At 65.0% G+C, this 21,076-nt stretch carries 17 protein-coding genes; 8 read left to right on the top strand and 9 right to left on the bottom strand.

Annotated elements, in window-relative coordinates; translation table 11 throughout:
- Positions 1-44: 44 nt before the first annotated feature.
- Positions 45-170: a hypothetical protein gene (locus QWY79_RS08080; RefSeq protein WP_290271637.1), complete on the bottom strand. Its 126-nt coding sequence runs from the start codon at positions 168-170 to the stop codon at positions 45-47.
- A 65-nt stretch (positions 171-235) separates the two neighbouring features.
- Between QWY79_RS08080 and QWY79_RS08075 the strand changes: the two genes are divergently transcribed.
- Positions 236-1,057: a UDP-2,3-diacylglucosamine diphosphatase gene (locus QWY79_RS08075; RefSeq protein WP_290271636.1), complete on the top strand. Its 822-nt coding sequence runs from the start codon at positions 236-238 to the stop codon at positions 1,055-1,057.
- Between the two features lie 19 nt (positions 1,058-1,076).
- Here QWY79_RS08075 and QWY79_RS08070 read toward each other — a convergent pair whose 3' ends face one another.
- Positions 1,077-1,622, bottom strand: a complete 546-nt coding sequence (locus QWY79_RS08070) for a TetR/AcrR family transcriptional regulator (RefSeq protein ID WP_290271635.1) — start codon at positions 1,620-1,622, stop codon at positions 1,077-1,079.
- Positions 1,623-1,730: 108 nt separating this feature from the next.
- Here QWY79_RS08070 and QWY79_RS08065 point away from each other — a divergent pair, with 108 nt between their 5' ends.
- Entirely contained in the window at positions 1,731-2,390 is a 660-nt protein-coding gene (locus QWY79_RS08065; protein ID WP_290271633.1) for a glutathione S-transferase family protein, read from the top strand.
- On the opposite strand, the gene QWY79_RS08060 is transcribed toward QWY79_RS08065, so the two are convergent.
- Entirely contained in the window at positions 2,387-3,322 is a 936-nt protein-coding gene (locus QWY79_RS08060) for an AEC family transporter (RefSeq protein WP_290271632.1), read from the bottom strand. The two genes, QWY79_RS08065 and QWY79_RS08060, sit on opposite strands and share 4 nt — an antisense overlap.
- 223 nt (positions 3,323-3,545) lie before the next feature.
- Here QWY79_RS08060 and metF point away from each other — a divergent pair, with 223 nt between their 5' ends.
- Positions 3,546-4,388 (top strand): methylenetetrahydrofolate reductase [NAD(P)H], encoded by an 843-nt coding sequence (metF, locus tag QWY79_RS08055; RefSeq protein WP_290271631.1) that lies wholly within the window; start codon positions 3,546-3,548, stop codon positions 4,386-4,388.
- A gap of 388 nt (positions 4,389-4,776) precedes the next feature.
- On the opposite strand, the gene QWY79_RS08050 is transcribed toward metF, so the two are convergent.
- The 4 genes from QWY79_RS08050 to prlC all read right to left on the bottom strand — a co-directional run bounded on the left by QWY79_RS08050 (position 4,777) and on the right by prlC (position 10,633).
- Positions 4,777-6,960, bottom strand: coding sequence for a TRAP transporter permease (locus QWY79_RS08050; protein WP_290271630.1), 2,184 nt, complete (start codon positions 6,958-6,960; stop codon positions 4,777-4,779).
- Positions 6,961-7,047: 87 nt separating this feature from the next.
- Positions 7,048-8,025 (bottom strand): TAXI family TRAP transporter solute-binding subunit, encoded by a 978-nt coding sequence (locus tag QWY79_RS08045; protein WP_290271629.1) that lies wholly within the window; start codon positions 8,023-8,025, stop codon positions 7,048-7,050.
- A 241-nt stretch (positions 8,026-8,266) separates the two neighbouring features.
- Positions 8,267-8,524, bottom strand: a complete 258-nt coding sequence (locus QWY79_RS08040; RefSeq protein WP_290271628.1) for a YheV family putative zinc ribbon protein — start codon at positions 8,522-8,524, stop codon at positions 8,267-8,269.
- A gap of 60 nt (positions 8,525-8,584) precedes the next feature.
- Entirely contained in the window at positions 8,585-10,633 is a 2,049-nt protein-coding gene (prlC, locus tag QWY79_RS08035) for an oligopeptidase A (RefSeq protein WP_290271627.1), read from the bottom strand.
- A 200-nt stretch (positions 10,634-10,833) separates the two neighbouring features.
- Here prlC and QWY79_RS08030 point away from each other — a divergent pair, with 200 nt between their 5' ends.
- From QWY79_RS08030 to QWY79_RS08015, 4 genes are all read left to right on the top strand, one after another.
- Positions 10,834-12,174 (top strand): sodium-dependent transporter, encoded by a 1,341-nt coding sequence (locus QWY79_RS08030; RefSeq protein WP_290272012.1) that lies wholly within the window; start codon positions 10,834-10,836, stop codon positions 12,172-12,174.
- Between the two features lie 34 nt (positions 12,175-12,208).
- On the top strand, positions 12,209-12,760 hold the full coding sequence (locus QWY79_RS08025) for a gamma carbonic anhydrase family protein (RefSeq protein ID WP_290272010.1): 552 nt from the start codon (positions 12,209-12,211) through the stop codon (positions 12,758-12,760).
- A 118-nt stretch (positions 12,761-12,878) separates the two neighbouring features.
- Complete coding sequence (locus QWY79_RS08020) at positions 12,879-13,553, top strand: metal-dependent hydrolase (RefSeq protein WP_290271626.1); 675 nt, start codon at positions 12,879-12,881, stop codon at positions 13,551-13,553.
- A 138-nt stretch (positions 13,554-13,691) separates the two neighbouring features.
- Entirely contained in the window at positions 13,692-14,267 is a 576-nt protein-coding gene (locus tag QWY79_RS08015; protein ID WP_290271625.1) for an exopolysaccharide biosynthesis protein, read from the top strand.
- Positions 14,268-14,325: 58 nt separating this feature from the next.
- Here the strand turns inward: QWY79_RS08015 and QWY79_RS08010 are convergent, their stop codons facing one another.
- Both QWY79_RS08010 and QWY79_RS08005 read right to left on the bottom strand, forming a co-directional pair.
- The gene (locus tag QWY79_RS08010; protein ID WP_290271624.1) at positions 14,326-15,705 is read right to left on the bottom strand and encodes a sigma-54-dependent transcriptional regulator; all 1,380 of its coding nucleotides are present in this window, start codon (positions 15,703-15,705) and stop codon (positions 14,326-14,328) included.
- Positions 15,698-17,605, bottom strand: a complete 1,908-nt coding sequence (locus QWY79_RS08005) for a sensor histidine kinase (protein WP_290271623.1) — start codon at positions 17,603-17,605, stop codon at positions 15,698-15,700. Before QWY79_RS08005 ends, QWY79_RS08010 begins: the two co-directional genes overlap by 8 nt.
- 297 nt (positions 17,606-17,902) lie before the next feature.
- Here QWY79_RS08005 and QWY79_RS08000 point away from each other — a divergent pair, with 297 nt between their 5' ends.
- A complete protein-coding gene (locus QWY79_RS08000; RefSeq protein WP_290271621.1) occupies positions 17,903-20,746 on the top strand; it encodes an FAD-binding and (Fe-S)-binding domain-containing protein in 2,844 nt (947 codons plus the stop codon).
- The last annotated feature ends 330 nt before the right edge of the window (positions 20,747-21,076 follow it).

Here is a 21,076-nt window from a genome sequence, read left to right as displayed (position 1 = left end):
GCCTGGAAGAGGGAAGAAACCCCTTGATGCCACACATCCTGGCCTCAAGCCTGGCTTCTTCCTTCTTCCTTCTTCCTTCTTCCTTCTTCCTTCTTCCCTCTTCCCTCTTCCCTCTTCCCTCTTCCCTCTTCCCTCTTCCCTCTTCCTTCTTCGAGACACAACATCGTCATCTCTTCGCCATGGGGTTTTCATCGCTTCTCGTCATGCTGGTTCGGCATCGATTGGAGAGAGCCTCATGTCGAATCCCGTGTCCGTGCGTACCCTCTTTGTCTCCGACATTCATCTGGGCACCCGCGATTGTCAGGCGGAGCTGCTGGCGCGGCTGTTGCGGCGCGTGCGTCCGGAGCGGCTGTATCTGGTCGGGGATATCGTCGACCTGATCGCCATGCAGAAGCGGGCGATCCTGCCGCCGGCGCAACAGCGTCTGGTGGCGCGCCTGCTGCGGTTGGCACGCAGTGGCTGCGAGATCATCTACATCCCTGGCAACCATGATGCCGCCTTCCGCCGCTTGAGCGGCCTCAAGGTCCACCGCGTACGCATCGAACGGCGCATGGTGCATGAAACCGTCGACGGTCGGCGTCTGCTGATCAGCCACGGCGATGAGTTCGATACCCATGTGCGTATCGCGCCCTGGATGCTGGCGCTGGGCGACGGCATGCACCAGTTCGTGCTGGCGCTCAATCGCTGGTGCAATCGCGGGCGGCGCCTGTTCGGCATGCCCTACTGGTCGCTGGCCTCCGCCCTCAAGCGGCGCAGCGGTGCCGCCCGACGCTATGTCATGCAGTTCGAGCAGGCCGCTCTGCACCAGGCGGCCCGTGAAGGGCTGGACGGCTATGTCGGTGGCCATATTCACAAGGCCGGCTTCCGCGCCCGTGACGGCGTGCTCTACTGCAACGACGGCGATTGGGTCGAGCACTGCACGGCGCTGATGGAAAACCATCAAGGCGGCCTGCAGCTGATCGATTGGCAGGGTGAGCTGATCGAGCGCGAGCCTCCCATGGCCAGCGCGCCGCTACCCGAGGACGTCGAGCTGCCGATGGCCGGGCGGGCGTCCTGAGTCGTGTCGAGGGCGGCGCTCAGTCTTCAGACAGCGCCATCGTTCGACAGGCCGTTAGCACCTCCTGGGCCAGTGACTCATCAGTGAGCGTTCGCGCGATGGCCATTCCGCCGATCATGGTGACGGCCTGCTGCAAGGCGCGCTGACGGTTCTTCGGCGCCTCCTCTTCGGCGGGTTGACAATGGGCCACGAAGCCGTCGAATAGGCGCGTATAGGCTTCGCGTACCTGGTCGTCCCGTTGCGCGACATCGCTGACCAGGCAGGCCAGCGGGCAGTTCACGTTCTCACCGCGCCGATGGGCGTCGCTCAGATACCCGAGCACGCGCTCCTGCGGACCGGCATTCTGCAGTCGCGTCACATTGTGGCGGGCGGCGTGTCGCAGCGCTGCAGCATAAAGGTCGCCCTTGGAGGCGAAATGGGCGTAGAAGGCACCACGAGTCAGGCCAGCCTGATGCATGACATCATCGATAGTTGTGCCCTCGAAGCCGTGACGCGTGAACTGAGTGGCAGCGGCGTCCAGGATCTGTTGGCGGGTGCGGGGCTTGTGATCGTCTCTCCAGGGCATGGAACCTCCTTGGCAACATGGTGAGTATGCCATGGTGCCGACCATATGTTCTTGAACATATAGTGCGGCAGTCTAGCCTGTTAGAATTTCCACGACAGGAGCCCTGACATGACTCACCCTGTGCATATCCTTGGCCCCCAATTCAGCACCTTCGTGCGCAGCGTCCAACTGTGTTGCGAGGAGAAGTCGATACCTTACACCCTGGGCGCCGAGGCAGGCGGGCAGACCCTGGCGATACATTCGTCCGAGCACTATGCTCTGCATCCCTTCGGCAAGATACCTGTACTCTTGCATGGCGAACGGCGTCTGATCGAGACGCCCAGTATCTGTCGTTACCTGGATGCAGTCTTCGATGGACCGGCCCTGCAGCCGGCGGAAACCTGGGCTCGAGCGCAGACGGATCAATGGACCGGCATCCTGGCGGGTTATGTGGATCAGGCCCTGGTGCGGCGCTATCTGCTGGAGTTCGTGTTCCCCAAGGGCGAAGGCGGGGCCATTCGTGAGGATGCGGTTGCCGAGGCTCGGCCCGAGGTCGATAGGGTGCTGGCGTTGCTGGAAGAACGTTTGGCCGAGGGGGAGTATTTAGTGGCGAGCGACTTTACCATCGCCGATGCGATCGCCGCCCCGATGCTTGATTACCTCGCGGGCCTGTCCGGCGCAGAGGCCCTGTTCGTAGAGACACCGCGCCTGTCTGCTTATGTCGAGCGGGTACGAAGTCGGCCTGCGGCGAACCGGGTATTGGTGGCACCGGATCTGGGGCGCTACTAGCCACTCACCAATGGCAGCATCCAGCCCAGGTAGAGCGGGATCAGCAGCGGGGCGGCGAGGGTGGTGATCAGTACGGCGAGGGCACCCTTCTGAGGGGCGATGCCGAGTTCCATGGCGACCACCACCACATTGGCGGCCATGGGCACCACGCCGATGAGCAGCAGGGCCATGGCCAGATCCGCCGAGATACCCAGCGTGGCCTGCAGGCCGAGTACCACGCCCAGTGCCAGCAGCGGCCACAACAGATAGCGGATCGCGACACAGGCGCCGATGAAGCGCCAGTCGACCTGGCGTAGCGAGATGCGGCCCAGTGTCATGCCGATGATCATCATGCCCAGCAGGGTGTAGGTCGGGGGGAAGACCTCCAGCCCCTCCATGACCGCGTCGGGCACCACGGTGCTGAGCGCCTCGACCAGCAGGGCCGCGAGGAAGGCGTAGATCAGCGGCAGACGCAGGATCTTGACCAGGCTCTCGCGCACCGAGAAGCGACCACGGGCGCTGAGGTAGAAGCCCAGGGTGAACTCATACAGGGTCACGCCCAGCACGCCGAACAGGTAGAGCGTGACCCCGCTGGGCGGGAGCAGCACCAGGGCGACGGGCAGGCCGAAATAGCCGGTGTTGCCGGTGCCCGCCGAGAAGGCCAGGACGGCACTCTCCTCGGCCGGCAGTGCCCGTCGCGCCACGATGCTGATGACCAGGGCGATCAGGCAGGCCGTGACGAACAGCGCCAGGGTGATCAACAGGTAGCCGGGTGTCGGCCCACCGAGTACCAGACCGCGAAAGAAGGTCAGCGGCGCGATCAGGTAGATCAGCAGGGTTGCAATCGGACGTGGATCGATGGCGAGGCGGCGCGCGGCCAGCCAGCCCAGCCCGACGAAGGCCAGCAGTGTCCACAGAGGGCCCATCAGGGTGTCGGGGTCCAGCTCAGCCATCCTTGGGTCACTCTCTTGGCGTCGATTCGGGTCTCTATCATGCCTTGGCGGCCGGCGACTGTCAGCGCATGGCGTCGTGTCGATTTTTTTATTGCATAAGGCTATAGTTGCGCCGGTTTTTATATGAAGCGGAATGATGACGACCTGCGCATCTTTCATTGGTGCCGACGTTCGCGAATCGTCACAATGGCCGCGTCACCGATACACAGCAGAGGAGCTTGAGATGAGCGCGCAACAGCACCCGATGGGCATCAGCTTTGAATTCTTCCCGCCCAATACCGAGGCCGGGCGCGACAAGCTGATGCAGGCTCGGGATGCCCTGGCGGCGCGCGATCCGCGCTTCTTCTCGGTGACCTATGGCGCGGGGGGCTCCACTCAGCATCGTACCCTGGATGCCGTCAAGGCGGTGCGCGAGTGTGGTATCGACACGGCGCCGCACCTGTCCTGCATCGGCAGCGAAAAGGCGCAGCTGCGCGACCTGTTGACGCGTTTCCGGGAAGACGGCATCAAGCGCATCGTCGCGCTGCGCGGTGATCTGCCCTCCGGCATGGGAGGCGTGGGGGATCTGCGCTATGCCAACGAACTGGTCGAGTTCATCCGCGAGGAAACCGGCGATCATTTCGAGGTCGCCGTGGCGGCCTATCCCGAGTCGCATCCCCAGGCCCCCAGTCTGGACCGCGATCTCGAGAACTTTGCCCGCAAGATGCAGGCCGGTGCCGATATTGCCATCACCCAGTACTTCTTTACGGCGGACGCCTACTTCCACTTCGTCGAACGGGCGCGTGCCCTGGGCGTCGAGGCGCCGATCGTGCCGGGCATCATGCCGATTACCAACTACACCAAGCTGGCGCGTTTCTCCGATGCCTGCGGCGCCGAGATTCCGCGCTGGATCCGCAAGCAGCTCGAGGCCTATGGCGACGACAGCGCGAGCATCGCGGCCTTCGGTGAAGATGTCATCTCGCGGCTCAGCCAGCGGCTGCTGGATGGCGGCGCGCCGGGCCTGCACTTCTACACGCTCAACCAGGCCGAGCCGACCCTGAAGGTGCTGGATAACTTGAGCGTTTGAGCTGCCATTAGGGAAACACTGATTTATTACTGCGCTCGATATCTTGGCTGCCGGCGGTACTCAATATCCTCATTTACTGGCGTGTAAACTGCGGTATTTCCGTTCCGGCAGCAGCCAACCTATCTTCGCTCGTTTCATAAATCAGCGCTTCCTTAGTGCGGCGAGCACATCCGTATAGAAAGGCGGGGACAAGTTGAAGCGAGGGTCATCCGCCCAGGAAGGGCGGATGTAGCGCCCATGGATGGGTTCATAGCGCCCTCGCGAAGACTTGTCGACGCCTGTCCAGGTGGGCACTCCAGCGCCGAGTGGTCCGTTTCGGTCGTAAAATAGAAGGGCCCCGCCAATCGATTCGGCGGGGCCCGTGTCCATCCTCAGAAAGTGACTGACCTCAGCTCGTGGCGGCGGTCCGCGTGCCATCATCGCCGCGGCCGCGCTGCATCAGGAAGAGCGCGATGCCGATGGCCAGGCCGGCCACATCGGTGATCAGGCCGCCGTAGATCATGCACAGCGCGCCAATCAACATGACCACCCGCTGCCAGGCCTTTACTGGCCCGAAGAACCAGGCCTGAACGGTGGCCGACAGCAGCACGATGCCCAGGGTGGCGGTCAAGCCGACCCGCAGGATCTGCAGCCAGGAGCCTTCCATCAGCATGGCCGGGCTGTAGAAGAACATGAAGGGCACGATGAAGGCCGCCAGGCCGATCTTGAACGACGCCACCGAGGTGCCCATGGCGCGGTCACCGGAGATGCCGGCCGCCGCATAGGAGGCCAGTGCCACCGGCGGCGTGATGGCCGAGACCACCGCGAAGTAGAACACGAAGAAGTGCGCCACCAGTGGCTGGATGCCGATCTCGATAAGGCCGGGTGCCACTACCGAGGCGGCCACGGCATAGGCCGCCGTGGTCGGCATGCCCATGCCCAGCAGGATCGAGATACACATGGCGAAGAACAGTGCCAGCAGCTGGCTGACCCCGGCCAGGCCCAGCAGCAGGGAGGAGAAGCGTGCCCCCACGCCGGTCAGCGCGATCACCCCGACGATCAGGCCGGCACAGGCACAGACCGCGATGATCTGGATCGACATGCTGCCGGCCAGCTGCAGCGCCCGCAGGATCGCGCGTGGTCCCATTTTGTGCGGCGACAGCCAGCTCACCACGGCCGCCGAGGCGGTCGCCAGAGTCCCGGCACGAATCACCGAATAGCCCATGAAGAGGGCGGCAATCAGGATGATGATCGGCGCGAACAGATAGACCTGCTTGACCAGGCGGCGGAACTGCGGGATCTCGTCCTGGCGCATGCCACGCATGCCCTTGCGGGCCGCCTCGAAGTCGACCATGCAGTAGATCGAGAGGAAGTAGAGGATGGCCGGAATCAGGGCCGCCACGGCGATCTCGGTATACGGAATGCCCGTCACCTCGGCCATGATGAAGGCGCCGGCGCCCATGATCGGCGGCATGATCTGTCCGCCGGTGGAGGCAGCGGCCTCGATGGCGCCGGCACTGCGCGCCGGGTAGCCGACCTTCTTCATCAGCGGGATGGTCAGCGAGCCGGTGGAGACGACATTACCGGCGCTGGTGCCGTTGATCATGCCCATCAGGCCCGAGGCGAAGATCGACACCTTGGCCGGGCCACCGCGCGCACGCCCGGCCACGGCGAAGGCAAAGTTGACGAAGTAGTCCCCGACCTTGGAGGCCTGCAGGAAGGCGGCAAAGATGATGAACAGGATGATGTAGGTCGACGAGACCGCCGTGGTCGGTCCCAGGATGCCGGCGTCGGTATACACCTGGCTGAAGAAGCGGCCCACCGAGAGCCCCGGATAGCCGAGAAAGCCGGGCAGGTAGGGGCCGACGAAGACATAGCCGAGAAAGATCGCCGAGATGATCACCAGCGCCAGGCCGGCCACGCGGCGGGTCAGCTCGAGAATCAACAGCGAGCCGGCGATGGCCGCGTAGGAGATCCCCATGGGCGCGAAGGAGGTGCCGGTCGAAGCGCGCAGCTGGCTGTTGAACATCACCAGCAGATAGCCGGCCACGGCCATGGCACAGACCATCAACACCAGGTCGGCGGGCGAAAGACGGTCACGGAGCTGTCGATAGCTCCAGGACACCAGGATGCCTGCCACCGTGGCCAGGATCAGCGGATAACCGAAGTGCCAGGCTTCGATCTCCGGTGCGATACGCATGGCGCCGGCATTCATCTCCTGATACATCATCACCACCCGAACCAGGGCGTAAATGGCAGGGATGAGCAGCGCATAGCTCAGCCAGCGCATCCAGGTGGCCGAACGACGCTGGTCGTCGTCGGCAAACTGCGTGCCGGCATACAGGCCGAAGCCCAGGATGAGGGCGCCGGCGATGTGCAGAATACGGAATGACCAGGTCTCCAGCGGATAAAGGTTCAGCGAGACCAGATGGAAGAGGGTGTAGGCGATGGCCAGGCCACCGAACAGCAGCCATTGCCAGCCGCTGTAGAGGCGTCGATTGGCCTCCACGGCGACATCATCGACGCCTTCGGCATTGATGGCTTGAGGGTCGTCGGTGGCGGCGTCGTCACGCGAGTCGGGAGTATGAGACATGGGAACACCCTTGGGTGTGGAACGAGGGAGCAGACAGAAGGCCCCGCACCGGCGTGTGCGGCACGGGGCTGAAGCACGGGTACGGGCTTACAGCTTCAGGTCGTCGGGAATCTCGTAGCCGTTCTCTTCGTACCAGCGCACGGCACCGGGGTGGAAGGGCAGCACGGTGTTGTACTCGAGGTTCTCGGGAACACTGAACTGGGCGCTGCGATGGATATCCATCATCTTGTCGTTGTTTTCCATGCTCAGCTTGGTGATCTCGTAGACCAGGTCTTCGGGCAGGTCACAGCCGGCGATGGTGAAGTTCCACATGGCGACGGCGCGGGCGTCCTCGTCCAGGGTCTCGTAGGTGCTGGCCGGAATACTGAAGTCCGATACCGGGTATTCTTCCATGACCTTGGCCTGCTCTTCCTCGGTGAACTCGATGATGTTCACGTCGGTCTGCACTTCGAGCTGGCTGACGGCGGGGATCGGGATGCCGGCGGCGAAGGCGATGACATCGATCAGACCATCCTGCAACTGACCGCCCAGGTCGTTCCAGCCACCATTGCGACGGTCGAATTCGACGCCGAGGGTCTCGAGCATGGCCGGGAAGTAGGTGTCGGAGGTCGAAGCGGCCGGGCCGAAGCCGATGCTGGCGCCATCCGGGATATCCGAGATCGACTCGATGCCGCTGTCGGCCAGGGTGGTGATCGAGAAGGGGGTCTCGTACATCGGGAAGAGCGCGCAGACGTTGTCCATCTTCACGCCCGGCGCCAGGGAGCTTTCGCCGGCCACGGCATCGGCGGCCGGGCCCATGGTGGTCAGGCCCAGGGCCACATCGCCACTATGCACCAGAGCGAGGTTCTGGTTGGGACCGCCGGTGACTTCGCCGCCGCCGGAGAGGCCGAGCTCATCGGCGATCAGGTTGGCCCAGCCGGAACCGTAGACGAAGTAGGTGCCGCCCTGGCTGGCCGTGCCCACGGTGAAGTTGTCCGGCCAGTCGTCGCGATCGGCCTGGGCGCTGCCGGTGATCAGCATGGCGCTGGTCAGGGTGCCGGTGATCAAGCAAGTCTTGAGGGTCATGGCGTGTCTCCCGCTGTTCACTGGTTGTTCTTGCTGATGGCGTGGTCGGCTCAGTGGGCCGACCCACGTTATGCCCTGTACAAACAGCAAGGGGTGTTCCAGAAGCGGCTTAACGCCTTTTAATCAGAGAGTTATGGATTTCATATACCACTAAAGTGGCATAAGAGCAGCCCCGCCGGGGCTGGGAGTTCGCACACTGCCGGTTCGTGGTTGTGCGGAATTCCGCACAATCCGCATTGGCCTAACGGTTCGAGGGGCCGGGGTCGAGAATCCTGACGGGCTGCAGGTCATCCTGGGGCGATGCCGGTGCCGCTTGTGACTGGCCGATGCGGGTATCCAGCTCGGGGGGCGCTTCGTCCTCGATGGGCAACTGCTCGAAGAAGTCGCAACTGACGCAGTCACGGTAGCGCATGCCGTTCTGTTCCCAGGTACGAACACGGTCCATCTCGGCGCAACGGGGGCAGACGGCGCCGGCGATAAAGCGTTTCTGGTTGGCCATACGGCCTCCTGATGATGCGGCGCCGGGCAGTTCCCGGCGCCTGTCGGGTGAAGCAGTGGTTCAGGCGGCGCGAATGCCGCTGTGTCGAAGCAGGGGTTCGACGCTGGGCTCGCGCCCGCGAAAGGCCCGGAACAGCTCGGCGGCATCCTGCGAACCGCCCCGCTCGAGGATCTCGGTGCGGAAGCGGCGCCCGGTGTCCGGGTCGAAGATGCCGGCCTCCTCGAAGGCGCTCCAGGCATCGGCCGAGAGTACCTCGGCCCACTTGTAACTGTAGTAGCCAGCGGCATAGCCACCGGCAAAGATGTGGCCGAAGCCGTTCTGGAAGCGGTTGAAGTCGACCCGCGGTACCACCGAGACCTGGTCGCGCACCTCGTCGAGCATGGCCTGGATGTCGGCGGCGCTGGGCGCCCCGCTCTCCATGTGCAGGCGGAAGTCGAACAGCGATAGCTCGAGCTGGCGGGCCATGCCCATGGCGGACTGGAAATTGCGGGCGGCCAGCAGCTTGTCGAACAGCTCCTGGGGAAGCGGCTCGCCGGTATCGACGTGGCCGGCGATCAGGTCCAGGCCTTCGCGTTCCCAGCAGTAGTTCTCCATGAACTGGCTGGGCAGCTCCACCGCATCCCAGGCTACGCCATTGATGCCGGAGATGTCGGCGACGGTCTGGCGCGTGAGCATGTGATGCAGGCCATGACCGAACTCGTGGAAGAGGGTGGTGACCTCGTCGTGGGTCAGCAGTGCCGGCGCGTCGCCCACCGGGCGCGTGAAGTTGCAGGTCAGGTAGGCCACCGGCAGCTGGAGCTCGCCGTCTTCCTCGCGACGTACCCGGCATTCGTCCATCCAGGCGCCGCCACGCTTGCCTTCGCGGGCGTAGAGGTCCAGGTAGAAGCCGGCGATGGGGGCGCCGTCCTCCATGATGTGGAAGAAGCGCACGTCCGGATGGTAGCGCGGCGCTTCGTGATCCTCCGCGAAGGTCACGCCATAGAGCTTCTCGACCACCTTGAAGAGGCCATCGACCACCTGCGGCGCCGGGAAGTAGGGGCGCAATTGTTCGTTGGAAATGGCAAAGCGCGCCTCGCGCAGCTTCTCGCTGGCGTAACCCACGTCCCAGGGCGCCATCTCGTCGAGCCCCAGGTGGTCACGGGCAAAGCTGGCCAGCTGGTCGTATTCCTCGCGCGCCTGGGGCACGGCCCGCGCGGCGAGGTCGTCGAGGAAGCCGATGACCCGCTGAGGCGATTCGGCCATCTTGGTGGCCAGCGAGTAGTCGGCATAGGTGGCGAAGCCCAGCAGTTCGGCCAGTTCCTGACGCAGCGCGAGAATTTCCGCCATCACCGGCGCATTGTCGAATTCGCCGGCGTTGGGGCCGGTCTCCGAAGCACGGGTGACGAAGGCGGTATAGACCTCGCGACGCAGTTCGCGATCGTCGGCATGGGTCATGACCGGGAAGAAACTGGGGAAGTCCAGGGTGATGCGATAGCCGGTCAGGCCCTTGGCCTCGGCATTGGCGGCCAGGGTGTCGCGGGCGCTCTGAGGCAGCCCGCTCAGGCGGCTGTCGTCCTCGAGGACCAGCTGCCAGGCCTGGGTGGCGTCCAGCAGCTGGTTGGAGAAGGTGTTCGACAGGCTCGACAGGCGGGCCTGGATCTCGCCGTAACGCTGCTTCTTGTCGGCTGGCAGGTCGACGCCGGCCAGTCGGAAGTCGCGCAGGGCGTTGTCGACGGTGCGGCGCTGGCCGGCGTCGAGCTCGGCCCAGCCCGGGCCATCCTTCAAGGCTTGCCAGGCACGAAAGAGGCCTTCGTGCTGCCCCAGCCAGGTGGTGTAGTCGGAAAGCATGCCCAGGCTCTGCTCGTAGGCGTCACGCAGTGCCGGATTGTTCATGGTGCCATTGAGGTGCGACACCGGTGACCAGGCGCGTGCGAGGCGGTCGTTGAGGGCTTCCAGCGGTGCGGCGAGGGTCTCCCAGCGTGGCGCCTCCTGCTCGGTACGCGCGACCAGGGCATCGATGGCCTGGCGGTTTTCGGCGAGCAGGCTCTCGATCGCCGGCACCACGTGCTCGGGCTGTATCTCGGCGAAGGGGGGAAGCGAGTGGGCTTCGAGCAGTGGGTTGGTGGACATGCGCACCTCGATAGATGATGGAATTGTTGTGAGAGATGCGGGCACCACGGGCGGTTTTCAATGTGGACGCGGCAATGGGCGCATGCGGCAGCGCTTGCTAGACTGCGCGCCTGCCGAGTCGCCGGGTTGGCCTCGGGTCCATCGGCATCTGCGATGCGGCCCTGGCCTGGCGACGCCTTCATCCCGACCGGAGAGACATGATGAACGAAACCCTGGAGCGCTGGAGCAGCCGCCGCGCCTTCATCCTGGCGGTGACCGGTGCGGCGGTCGGGCTGGGCAATATCTGGCGCTTTCCCTACATTACCGGCGAGAACGGCGGCGCCGCCTTCCTGATGCTGTATGTGGCCTTCGTGGTACTGCTCGGCGTGCCGGTGATGATGGCCGAGATCCTGGTCGGCCGGGCCGGCCGTCGCAGCCCCATGCAGTCCCTCGGGTATCTGGCCAGCGCCGCATCGGCCAGTCGTCACTGGCGTTGGCTGGGGCTGTTCGGGGCGTTCACGGTGTTCTGCATCCTGTCGTTCTATTCGGTGGTGTCGGGCTGGTCGATCGAGTTTCTCGGCCAGTCGCTGCGTGGTGAGTTCGTGGGACGCAGTGCCCAGGAGATCGGGGCCGGCTTCGATGCCTTTCTCGCCAACCCGGGCCGCATGGCGGTCAATCACAGTCTCTTTCTGCTGATGACCATGCTGGTGGTGGCCGGTGGTGTCGCCAAGGGGCTGGAGCGGCTCAACAATGTGTTGATGCCGTTGCTGTATCTATTGCTGCTGGTGCTGGCCGGCCATGCGGCCACCACCAGCGGCTTCACCACGGCACTGGCCTGGCTGTTCACGCCTGATCTGTCGGCGGTCAGCCCGATGGTGCTGGTGCATGCCATGGGGCATGCCTTCTTCACCCTGGCCGTGGGGGCCTGTGCGCTGATGGCCTACGGCGCCTACATGCCGGATCAGCAGAGTCTGCCGCGCGCCGCGGCCTCGGTGGCGGTGCTGGATGTGAGCGTGGCGCTGCTCGCCGGTATCGCCATCTTCTCGGTGGTGTTCTCCCAGGGCATGGACCCCGGTGAGGGCCCCGGCTTGATGTTCGTGACCCTGCCGGTGGCGTTTGCCGACCTGCCGTTGGGCGCCTTCTGGTTGTCGCTGTTTTTCCTGTTGCTGCTGCTGGCGACCTGGACCTCGTCGATCAATCTGGCCGAACCGATCGTTGCCACCCTGCAGGGCTGGGGACTGGGTCGCGGCAGGGCAACGGCGGTAGTCGGCTTCGCCGTCTGGGCCCTGGGGCTGCTGTCGGTGCTGTCGTTCTCGACCATGGCCGACGTCGAGGTGCTGTTCGGCATGAATGTCTTTGCCCTGGTCAGCACCATTCCGCCGGAGATCTTCCTGCCCGTGGGCGGCCTGCTGATCGCCATCTTCGCCGCCTGGGTGATGCCCGAGTCGACCGCCCGGCACGCCCTGGGGGTCGGGCCCGGTGGCTTTCGACTGTGGCGTAACCTGGTGCGCTGGGTGTCGATCCCGCTGACGCTGGTAGTATTGGGGGCCGGTCTACTGTGAGTCACCGATGTATCTTGATGAGGGGAGAGGCATGATGAGCGATTCGGTCACGCTACGCGCCTGGAAGGGCATGACGCCGCACCTCGGCGAACGCGTCTATATCGATCCGCAGTGCATGGTGCTGGGCGATGTCGAGCTGGGTGACGACAGCTCGGTTTGGCCCATGGCGGTGGTGCGTGGCGACATGCACCGCATCCGCATCGGGGCACGTACCAGCGTGCAGGATGGCAGCGTGCTGCACATCACCCATGCCAGTGATTTCAACCCGGATGGTTTTCCGCTGACTATCGGCAATGAGGTCACCATTGGCCACAAGGCGATCCTGCATGGCTGTACCCTGGGCGACCGCATCCTGGTCGGCATGGGAGCCATCGTCATGGATGGCGCCGTGGTCGAGGATGAGGTCATCATCGCCGCCGGCGCCGTGGTGCCGCCGGGCAAGCAGCTGGCCGGCGGTCATGTGTATGCCGGCAATCCGGCCAAGGCGCTGCGGCCGCTCAAGGACAAGGAGCGCGCCTTCTTTGCCTATACGGCCGGCAATTACGTGAAGCTCAAGGACGAGTACCTGGCCGCCGTCGAAGGTTGATCGCGGAGCCAGCCGCTGCAGTGGTTGGGAACCTGCCGGAAAATCGCCTTAACTGATTGTTCTGCATGAGGCCTGTGCGCGATAATGGATGTTTATCCAGTGATCGAGGTATCCGCACATGGCGAATTTTGGCACCCACATCAGCGTGGCGGCCGGTAGTGGCTGCGTGCTGGCGCTGGGGGGCTGGCACTTCGGTCTCTGGACCCCATGGCAGGCCTGGCCGCTTATGCTGTTGACCACGCTGGGCGGCATTCTGCCGGATATCGATTCGGATCATTCGCATTCGGTGCGCCTGGTATTCGGCCTGCTGGCCTTCATGTCGGCCGCGGCAGGCGCCTGGTTGCTGCAGTCGCAACTGGCCTTCAGCTATTGGCTGATGGCCTGTGCCGGCATCTATGCCGGGGTGCGCTATGTGCTGGCTCCGGTCTTCAAAAGCTTTTCGGTGCATCGTGGCATCTGGCACTCGCTGCTGGCGGCCGTCTTTTTTGCCTGGACGGGTAGTACGCTGAGCCATGCTGCCCTGGGGCAGCCGTCCTGGCTGGCCTGGACGCATGGCCTGGCGCTGCTGGTGGGTTGTCTGGTGCATCTGACGCTCGATGAGCTGTACAGCGTCGACCTGGAGGGCGCGCGCCTCAAGCGCTCCTTCGGGACCGCCCTCAAGCTGTTCGATTATGACAGACCGTGGCGTGCCGTCGCGCTGATCCTGCTGATGCTGGCCATGCTGCCGTGGTTGCCGAACTGGATGGGCCTGCAGGCGGTGGGGCAGCAGTGGCTGGCGCTCTGGCCGAGCTGAATGGCGCTCTTCACAATCCCTTCATGCTTTGCTCATGATGCCGTCAGCTATGGCGTGTAACATGGCTGGCCATGTGTTGGGGGGACTGAAGCAACGGCAGATAGTCCCTCTACCCCCTTGAGCCAGGAGCCAGAGCCCATGAGCCAGGACATGAGCATCAGTGATGTGCTGCAGCGCCTGCAGGACGAGGCGAAGGCGGGCAACGTCGCCGTCGGTACCCTGGTCGATGCCCTGAACTCGCGCGGCTTCGGCCCCTTGTTGCTGGCCCCGGCATTGATCGCGATGCTGCCCACCGGCGGGATCCCCGGCGTGCCCAGCGTGTGTGGCGTGCTGATCTTCCTGATCGCCATCCAGGGCCTCATGGGCAAGTCGTCGCCCTGGGTACCAAAACGTCTGCGCCGCCTGGCGGTGAAACAGCAGGCCCTGACGGCCATGACGGAGCGGGCCATGCCGGTGGCTCAGCGCCTCGATCGCTGGTTTCGGCCGCGCCTGGTCGTGCTGACCCGAGCGCCGGTCAGTCAGGTAGTGGCGTTGATCTGTGCCGTCAGCGGGCTGGCAATGATCCCCCTGGAGCTGGTCCCGTTCGCCAGTGGCATCCCGGCACTGGCGGTGACCCTGGTGGCCATCGGCATGAGCACCCGCGACGGCGCCATGGTGGTACTGGCGGCCCTGGCCATTGCCGCTGGCGGCGGCCTGTTCACCCTGCTGGGATAATCGGCGGTACGGCGGCTGCCCTGTCATGGGGGAGCGTGCGGCATCTCGCCGCCCGGGCTCAGCTTTCCGTGTGCCGATAGTGCTCGGCCTTGAGGTCATGCCGGCGCAGCTTGTCGTAGAGCGTCTTGCGCGGCAAGCCGAGGTTTTCGCAGACTTCGGTGACATGGCCGTGGTGGCGGGCCAGGGCCTGGCTGATCAGCTGTTTCTCGAAGAGTTCGACCTGCTCGGGCAGGGACAGGTCGCTGCCTTCATGGTCGACGCCTTCCATCAGCATGCCCAGGTGGTAGTCGCAGGTGATGCCGAGCAGCACGTAGCGTTCGGCCAGGTTGCGCAGTTCGCGGGCATTGCCGGGCCAGTCGTGGGCCATCAGGGCCGAGACGCCGGTGGCATCCAGGGGCGGCGCTTCCATGCCGCTGCGGCTGGCGGCAACCGCGGCAAAGTGCTGGAAGAGTAGCGGGATGTCCTCGCGACGCTCGCGCAGCGGCGGGATCGGCAGGGTGACCACGTTGAGCCGATAGTAGAGGTCCTCGCGGAACTCGCCGGCTTCCGCGGCGGCCTTGAGATCCACCTTGGTGGCGGCGATGACCCGAATATCCAGGGCAACCGGCTGGTTGGAGCCGAGGCGCTCGACGCTGCGCTCCTGAAGTACTCGCAGCAACTTGACCTGCAGGGACAGCGGCATGGACTCGATCTCGTCGAGAAAGACGGTACCGCCGGCGGCATGCTCGAACTTGCCGATGCGACGTTCGAGGGCTCCGGTGAAGGCACCCTTCTCGTGACCGAAGAGTTCCGATTCGATGGTGCTCTCGGGGACCGCACCGCAGTTGATGGCCACGAAGGGATGGCCGCCACGCGGGCTGCGTTCGTGGATGGCGCGGGCGGCCAGGTCCTTGCCCGTGCCGGTTTCGCCGAACAGCAGGACATCGGCCTCGACCCGGCTGATACGCTGGATCATGGCGGCCAGTCGCTGAATGGCCGGGGTGCGGCCGACCAGGCGCGGGCCGGGCGCGGATTGCTGGGCTTCGAGTTCGGCCTTGAGGGCGCGGTTTTCCAGGCTCAGGCGGCGCTTGTCGCTGCCGCGGCGTACGACCTCGACCAGACGTTCACCGGGAAAGGGCTTTTCCAGGAAATCCCAGGCGCCCTCGCGCATGGCCTCCACGGCGGTGGAGATGTCGCCGTGGCCGGTGATCAGCACGACCGGCAGGTCCGGGTCGCGGCGGCGGACTTCGCGCAGCAGGGCCATGCCATCCATGCCCGGCATGCGGATGTCACTGACCACCACGCCGGGGTAGTCGGTTTCGAGTGCCGCCAGGGCCGCTTCGGCACTCGCGTGGCATTGCGGCCGGTAGCCGGCGAGCTCGAGTGTCTGGCTGGCGGAAAGCCGCAGATGGGCTTCGTCATCGATGATCATCACCGGTAGCTCGGTGTTGTCATGCATGCGGGGATGGCTCCTCGGTGGCTGGGCGGGCCTGCGGTCCCGGGTCGCGGGGCAGGGTAATGGTAAAGAGGGCACCGCCGCCATCATGGTGGCCGGCCTCGAGGCGCCCGCCCAGGTCGTCGATGATGCGGCCCGATATGGACAGCCCCAGGCCCAGCCCGCTGCCGCTCGACTTGGTGGTGAAGAAGGGCTCGAAGACCCGTGACAGCTGTGACGCTTCGATGCCCGGGCCGTTGTCCGCCACGCCCACCTGGACCTGTTCGGAGCCGGCCTGGATCGTCAGGGTCAGCCGGGGTGCCGCAGTGTGGGTCATGGCCTGGAGCGCATTGCCGATCAGGTTGACCAGTACCTGTTCGAGCCTGACCGGATCGGCGCGAACCCAGATGTCGTCGGCCGCCCAGTCGCGCTCGACACTGACGCCGAGCTCGTTGAGACGTGCCTGGAAGAGTCGCAGGGCATAGTCGAAGCAGGAGGGCACCGAGACGCTGGTCAAGGTATCGCCGCTCTTGCGCGAAAACTGGCGCAGCTGGGCACTGATCTCCGACATGCGGTCGGTAAGCTCGATGATCTGTTCCAGGTTGGCCGCGGCGGTATCGGTTCGACCCCGCTCGATGAAGGCGCCGGCGTTCTCGGCATAGGCGCGAATCGCCGAGAGTGGCTGGTTGAGTTCGTGATTGATGCCGGCGGCCAGCTGCCCGAGCACCGCCAGCTTGGCGGCCTGCACCAGCTCGTCGCGGGTTTCGCGCAGGCTCTGTTCGGCGCGCCGACGCTCCTCGATTTCATCGGAAAGGCGCTGGTTGGTGGCCACTAGGTCCTGGGTGCGGGTCGCGACGTTGCGTTCGAGTTCGTCGCGGGCCTGGGCCAGGGTGCGCCGTTCGCGCTCGGCGAAGCGTTCGCGCTCGCGCCGCAGTCGCCAGCGTTGCCAGCCGATGCCGACACCCAGGGCGACCAGTCCATAGAGGCCGCCGGCCAGCAAGGCCAAGACCCACTGGGCGTTCACCACCGGCGTGATCGGCTTGAGGATGTGCATGTCCCATGCGAAGTCGCGCATGGACCGGGTCAGGCTCAGGTAACGGGTGTCGGCGTTCGGGCCGGAGGCGAGGTTGACCAGGCGCGTCCGCTCGTCGCGGCGCTCGAGTACCTCGATGCCGGCATGTGGCAGGGGGGCATCGCCATAGCGCCGCGAGGCATGGATCGCCTGGCGCTGGCTGTCGCTGAGGGGCTGCATGGCCGCCAGTCGCAGGCCGGGCTGGCTGGCCATGAAGATGATGCCGTCGTGGTCGGTCACCAGCAGTTCGGCATCCTGCTCGGCCCAGCTGCGTTCCACGTCACTCAATTGCAGCTTGATCACCATGACGCCGGCCGGTCTGGAGGAGGGATTGACCTCGTCCAGCCAGACCGGGGCCGAGAAATAGTAGCCGCGGTCGCCGGATTGCGAACCGAGTCCGAAGAAGCGGCCATTTTTCCCCTCCATGGCGTCCTGGTAATAGCGCCGGTAGTCATAGTTCTGGCCGATGAAGGTGTCCGGCCGGTGCCAGTTGCTGGCCGCCAGGGTGTTGCCCTGACGGTCCAGCAGGTAGATGTCGGAAACGCCGGCGGTGGCGCGAAAACGATCGAGCAGCAGGTTGAGCGGCATGGGGTCCTGGCCTCGGGGGTTGGCCAGGAAGCGCTTGACCAGCTCGCGGGAGGCGAGCAGCTCGGGCAGATAATCATGACGCGACAGGTGGCCCGCCAGGCTGGCGGCGGAGAGCCGCAGCTCGTTCTCGGCGTCATGGCGCAGATCCTGAAGTGCCTGTTGGCGTGCGACCTGAGCGGTCTGCCACATGCAGAGGGCCAGCCCGGCCAGGGCCAGGCCGATCAGCAGGGGCCGCCAATGGCGTCGTCCGCGACTCGCCGGCATGCTCACGCCACCGAGGCCGGCGCTGATGGGCGGTGGCGCGGCGGACGCAGTGCGCGGCTTGTGGCGTCGTGTGGTGCGAACATTGCCTACCTCGATGAACAGTCGTGGGTCATGGGTACTGCACTCGCGCAGCGGCGTTGACCCCGTGGATATGCCACTCTAACGTTTTCCTTGTCACTCGGTAATCTCGTGCTGCCTGGTGTGAGGGTCATGCCGCCGGGCTCATCGCCGAGCTGACGGGATCCCATGGCAGCGTGATGGCCATGGCCTCGCCCTGCGCGACACAAGGAGCTTCGGATGAGTGCCACCCCTCGGGCAGCTGCCTATCAGGCATTGAAGCATGCCTTGCGCGACCATCTGCCGGCGGCACGCTTGATCGACGATCCGCTGCGCACCCTGGCTTATGGCACCGATGCCAGTTTCTATCGCCTGGTCCCCCGGCTGGTGGTGCGCGTCGAGAGCGAGCCCGAGCTGCAGGCGGTGCTGGCCGAGTGTCGGCAGCGTCGCTTGCCGCTGACCTTCCGCGCCGCCGGCACCTCGCTGTCGGGGCAGGCGCTGACCGATTCGGTACTGATTCAGCTGGGCAAAACCTGGCGTGGCGCCGAGGTGCTGGACGGCGGCGAGTCGATTCGTCTCGAGCCCGGGGTGATCGGGGCGCGAGCCAATGCCCTGCTGGCGCCCTTCGGGCGCAAGATTGGCCCCGACCCGGCATCGCTCGCGAGCTGCATGATCGGCGGCATTGCCGCCAACAATGCCTCCGGCATGTGTTGTGGCACGGCACAGAACAGCTATCAGACGGTCGAGGACATGCGGGTGATCCTGCCTGACGGGGCATTGCTGGACACCGCGGATGCCGCCAGCGTGGCAGCGTTTCGTGAGCATCACGCCGATCTCCTGCAACGGCTCGAGGCGCTGGCGGCCGGGGTCCGGGCCAACACGACCCTGGCGGATCGCATACGCCACAAGTACCGCCTCAAGAACACCACCGGCTATGCGCTCAACAGCCTGGTGGACTTCGCCGATGGCATCGAGATTCTCAAGCACCTGATGATCGGCTCCGAAGGCACCCTGGGGTTTATCGCCTCCATCACCTATCGCAGCGTGGTCGATGAGGCCAACAAGGCCGCGGCCCTGGCGCTGTTCCCCGACATGGCCGCGGCCTGTCGAGCGACCATGTTGCTCAAGCCGACGCCGGTGTCGGCGGTGGAACTCATGGATCATGCGGCACTGCGCTCGGTGCAGGGCATGTCGGGGATGCCGGAGGCCCTGAATGACCTGCCGGAGGGAGCGACGGCGTTGCTGATCGATGTGCGGGGTAACAGCGAAGCGGAGCTGGAGGCGCGTCTGGGACAGGTCCAGGACGCCGTGGCGGATGTCGCAACGCTGTCCCCCTTGAGCTTCACCCGCGACAGCACCACCTATGGCACCTACTGGAAGGTCCGCAAGGGGCTGTTTCCCGCCGTGGGGGCCGTGCGTGACAATGGCACCACCGTGGTCATCGAGGATGTGGCCTTTCCCATCGATCGCCTGGAAGAGGGTGTCGCTGCCCTGAGCGGCGTCTTTCAGCGGCACGGCTATGACGATGCCATCCTGTTCGGCCATGCCCTGGACGGCAACCTGCATTTCGTCTTCCCGCAGGGCTTCGAGAAACCGGGCGAGACAGAGCGTTATCAGGCCCTGATGGATGAAGTCGCCCAGCTCGTCGGCGTGGAGTACGGGGGCTCGCTCAAGGCCGAGCATGGGACCGGTCGCAACATGGCGCCCTATGTCGAGCTGGAATGGGGGTGTGATGCCTATCAGCTGATGTGGGACATCAAGACGATCTTCGACCCTGAAGGCTTGATCAATCCCGAGGTCATGCTGAGTCGTGACCCCATTCTGCACCTCAAGAATCTCAAACCGTTGCCCGCCGCCGACCCCTTGATCGACAAGTGCATCGAGTGCGGCTTCTGCGAGTCCGTCTGCCCCTCCAAGCAGCTCACCCTGACGCCACGCCAACGCATCGTGGTGCGTCGCGAACTGGCACGCCTCGAAGCCCTGGGGGCGGAGGGCGAGGCGCGTCTCGCGGAGCTGCGTGACGCCTACCAGTACCAGGCAGTGGACACCTGTGCTGCCGACGGCCTCTGTGCGACCCAGTGCCCGGTGGATATCAACACCGGCGACCTGATGCGCGCCGTGCGTCATGATCAGAACCGGCATCAGGCGCGCATGGCGCGGCTGGCTGGCGAGCACTTTGCCAGCACGACCCGTGCGGCCAGAGGTGTGCTCAGACTCGCCGATTGGGGGCGCAAGCTGATGGGAGACGCCGGCATGCAGGCCATGAGCCGGGCGGCGCGCAACGCCAGTGGTGGCCGGATCCCGGCATGGCGGCCCGGCATGCCGGCGGCGGCACCGGTGCGCGTGCTGGACCGAGGCTCTTACGGTCCGGCACGGGCCGGCAAGGTGGTCTACCTGCCGTCCTGTGCCACGCGCATGTTCGGGACCGGGCGTGACCCGCAGGAAGCGCGTTCGGTCATGGAAGTTACCCTGGCATTGCTCGACAAGGCGGGGTTCGAGGTGGTGGTGCCCAGCGAGGTGTCATCGCTGTGCTGCGGCATGGCGTTCCAGTCCAAGGGACAGTTCGAGGAGGGGGATCGCAAGGCGGCCGAAGTGGAGCGGGCATTGCTGGCTGCCAGCGAGAATGGACGCTGGCCGATCCTGTGCGATACCAGTCCCTGTACCTTGCGGCTGGGAGAGCGGTTCGAGTCGTCGCTGGTGGCGCATGATCCGGTGGCGTTTGCCCATGACCAGCTGCTGGCGCGCTTGGACATCACCCCTTTGCCCGAGCGCGTTGCACTGCATGTCACCTGCTCCAGTACCCGCATGGGACTGGGCGACAAGCTTCATGCCCTGGCGGCTGCCTGCGCTCGGGAGGTCGTCGTGCCCGAGGGCATCGACTGCTGCGGCTTCAGTGGTGACAAGGGCTTCACGGTGCCGGAACTGAATGCCTCGGCTCTGGACGGGCTGGCGTCACGAGTCGCGGGCTGTGATGCCGGTTACTCCAACTCGCGGACCTGTGAAATCGGCCTGACTGAGCATGGCGGAATTCCCTACCGCTCGATCCTCTCGTTGCTGGATCGCGCCAGTCGTCCGAAACCCTGAGACGGCTGAACCTCGATCGCCGCAAAAAATCCTTGCGTCAGCGCCGCCAGATCCGTAAAGTACGCATCCGCTGCCGGCGACGGGCCAACCTCGCCAGCGGTGGAAAGAGGTGGAAGCCTCTGTTTTGCTTGGCGTTTTTCGGTATCATGACGAAAATCACCGATTGACAGAGCCGCGGATTTCGGTAGAATACGCACCACTTCTTGCAGGGCCCGCCAAGGGCTCGATCGGTAGCCGCCTTTCGAGGCTGCGTCGCTCGCTCGGCAACATCGAGCTTGACGCCAGGCACCGATCCTGTAGAATACGCCTTCCTCGCCAGGCGCTGATGAC

The sequence above is a fragment of the Halomonas sabkhae genome, from assembly GCF_030409265.1.
Lineage (GTDB): Bacteria > Pseudomonadota > Gammaproteobacteria > Pseudomonadales > Halomonadaceae > Halomonas > Halomonas halmophila.
The sequence above is the reverse complement of the archived record's forward strand: the minus strand, read 5'-3'. Positions and strand labels throughout refer to the sequence as shown.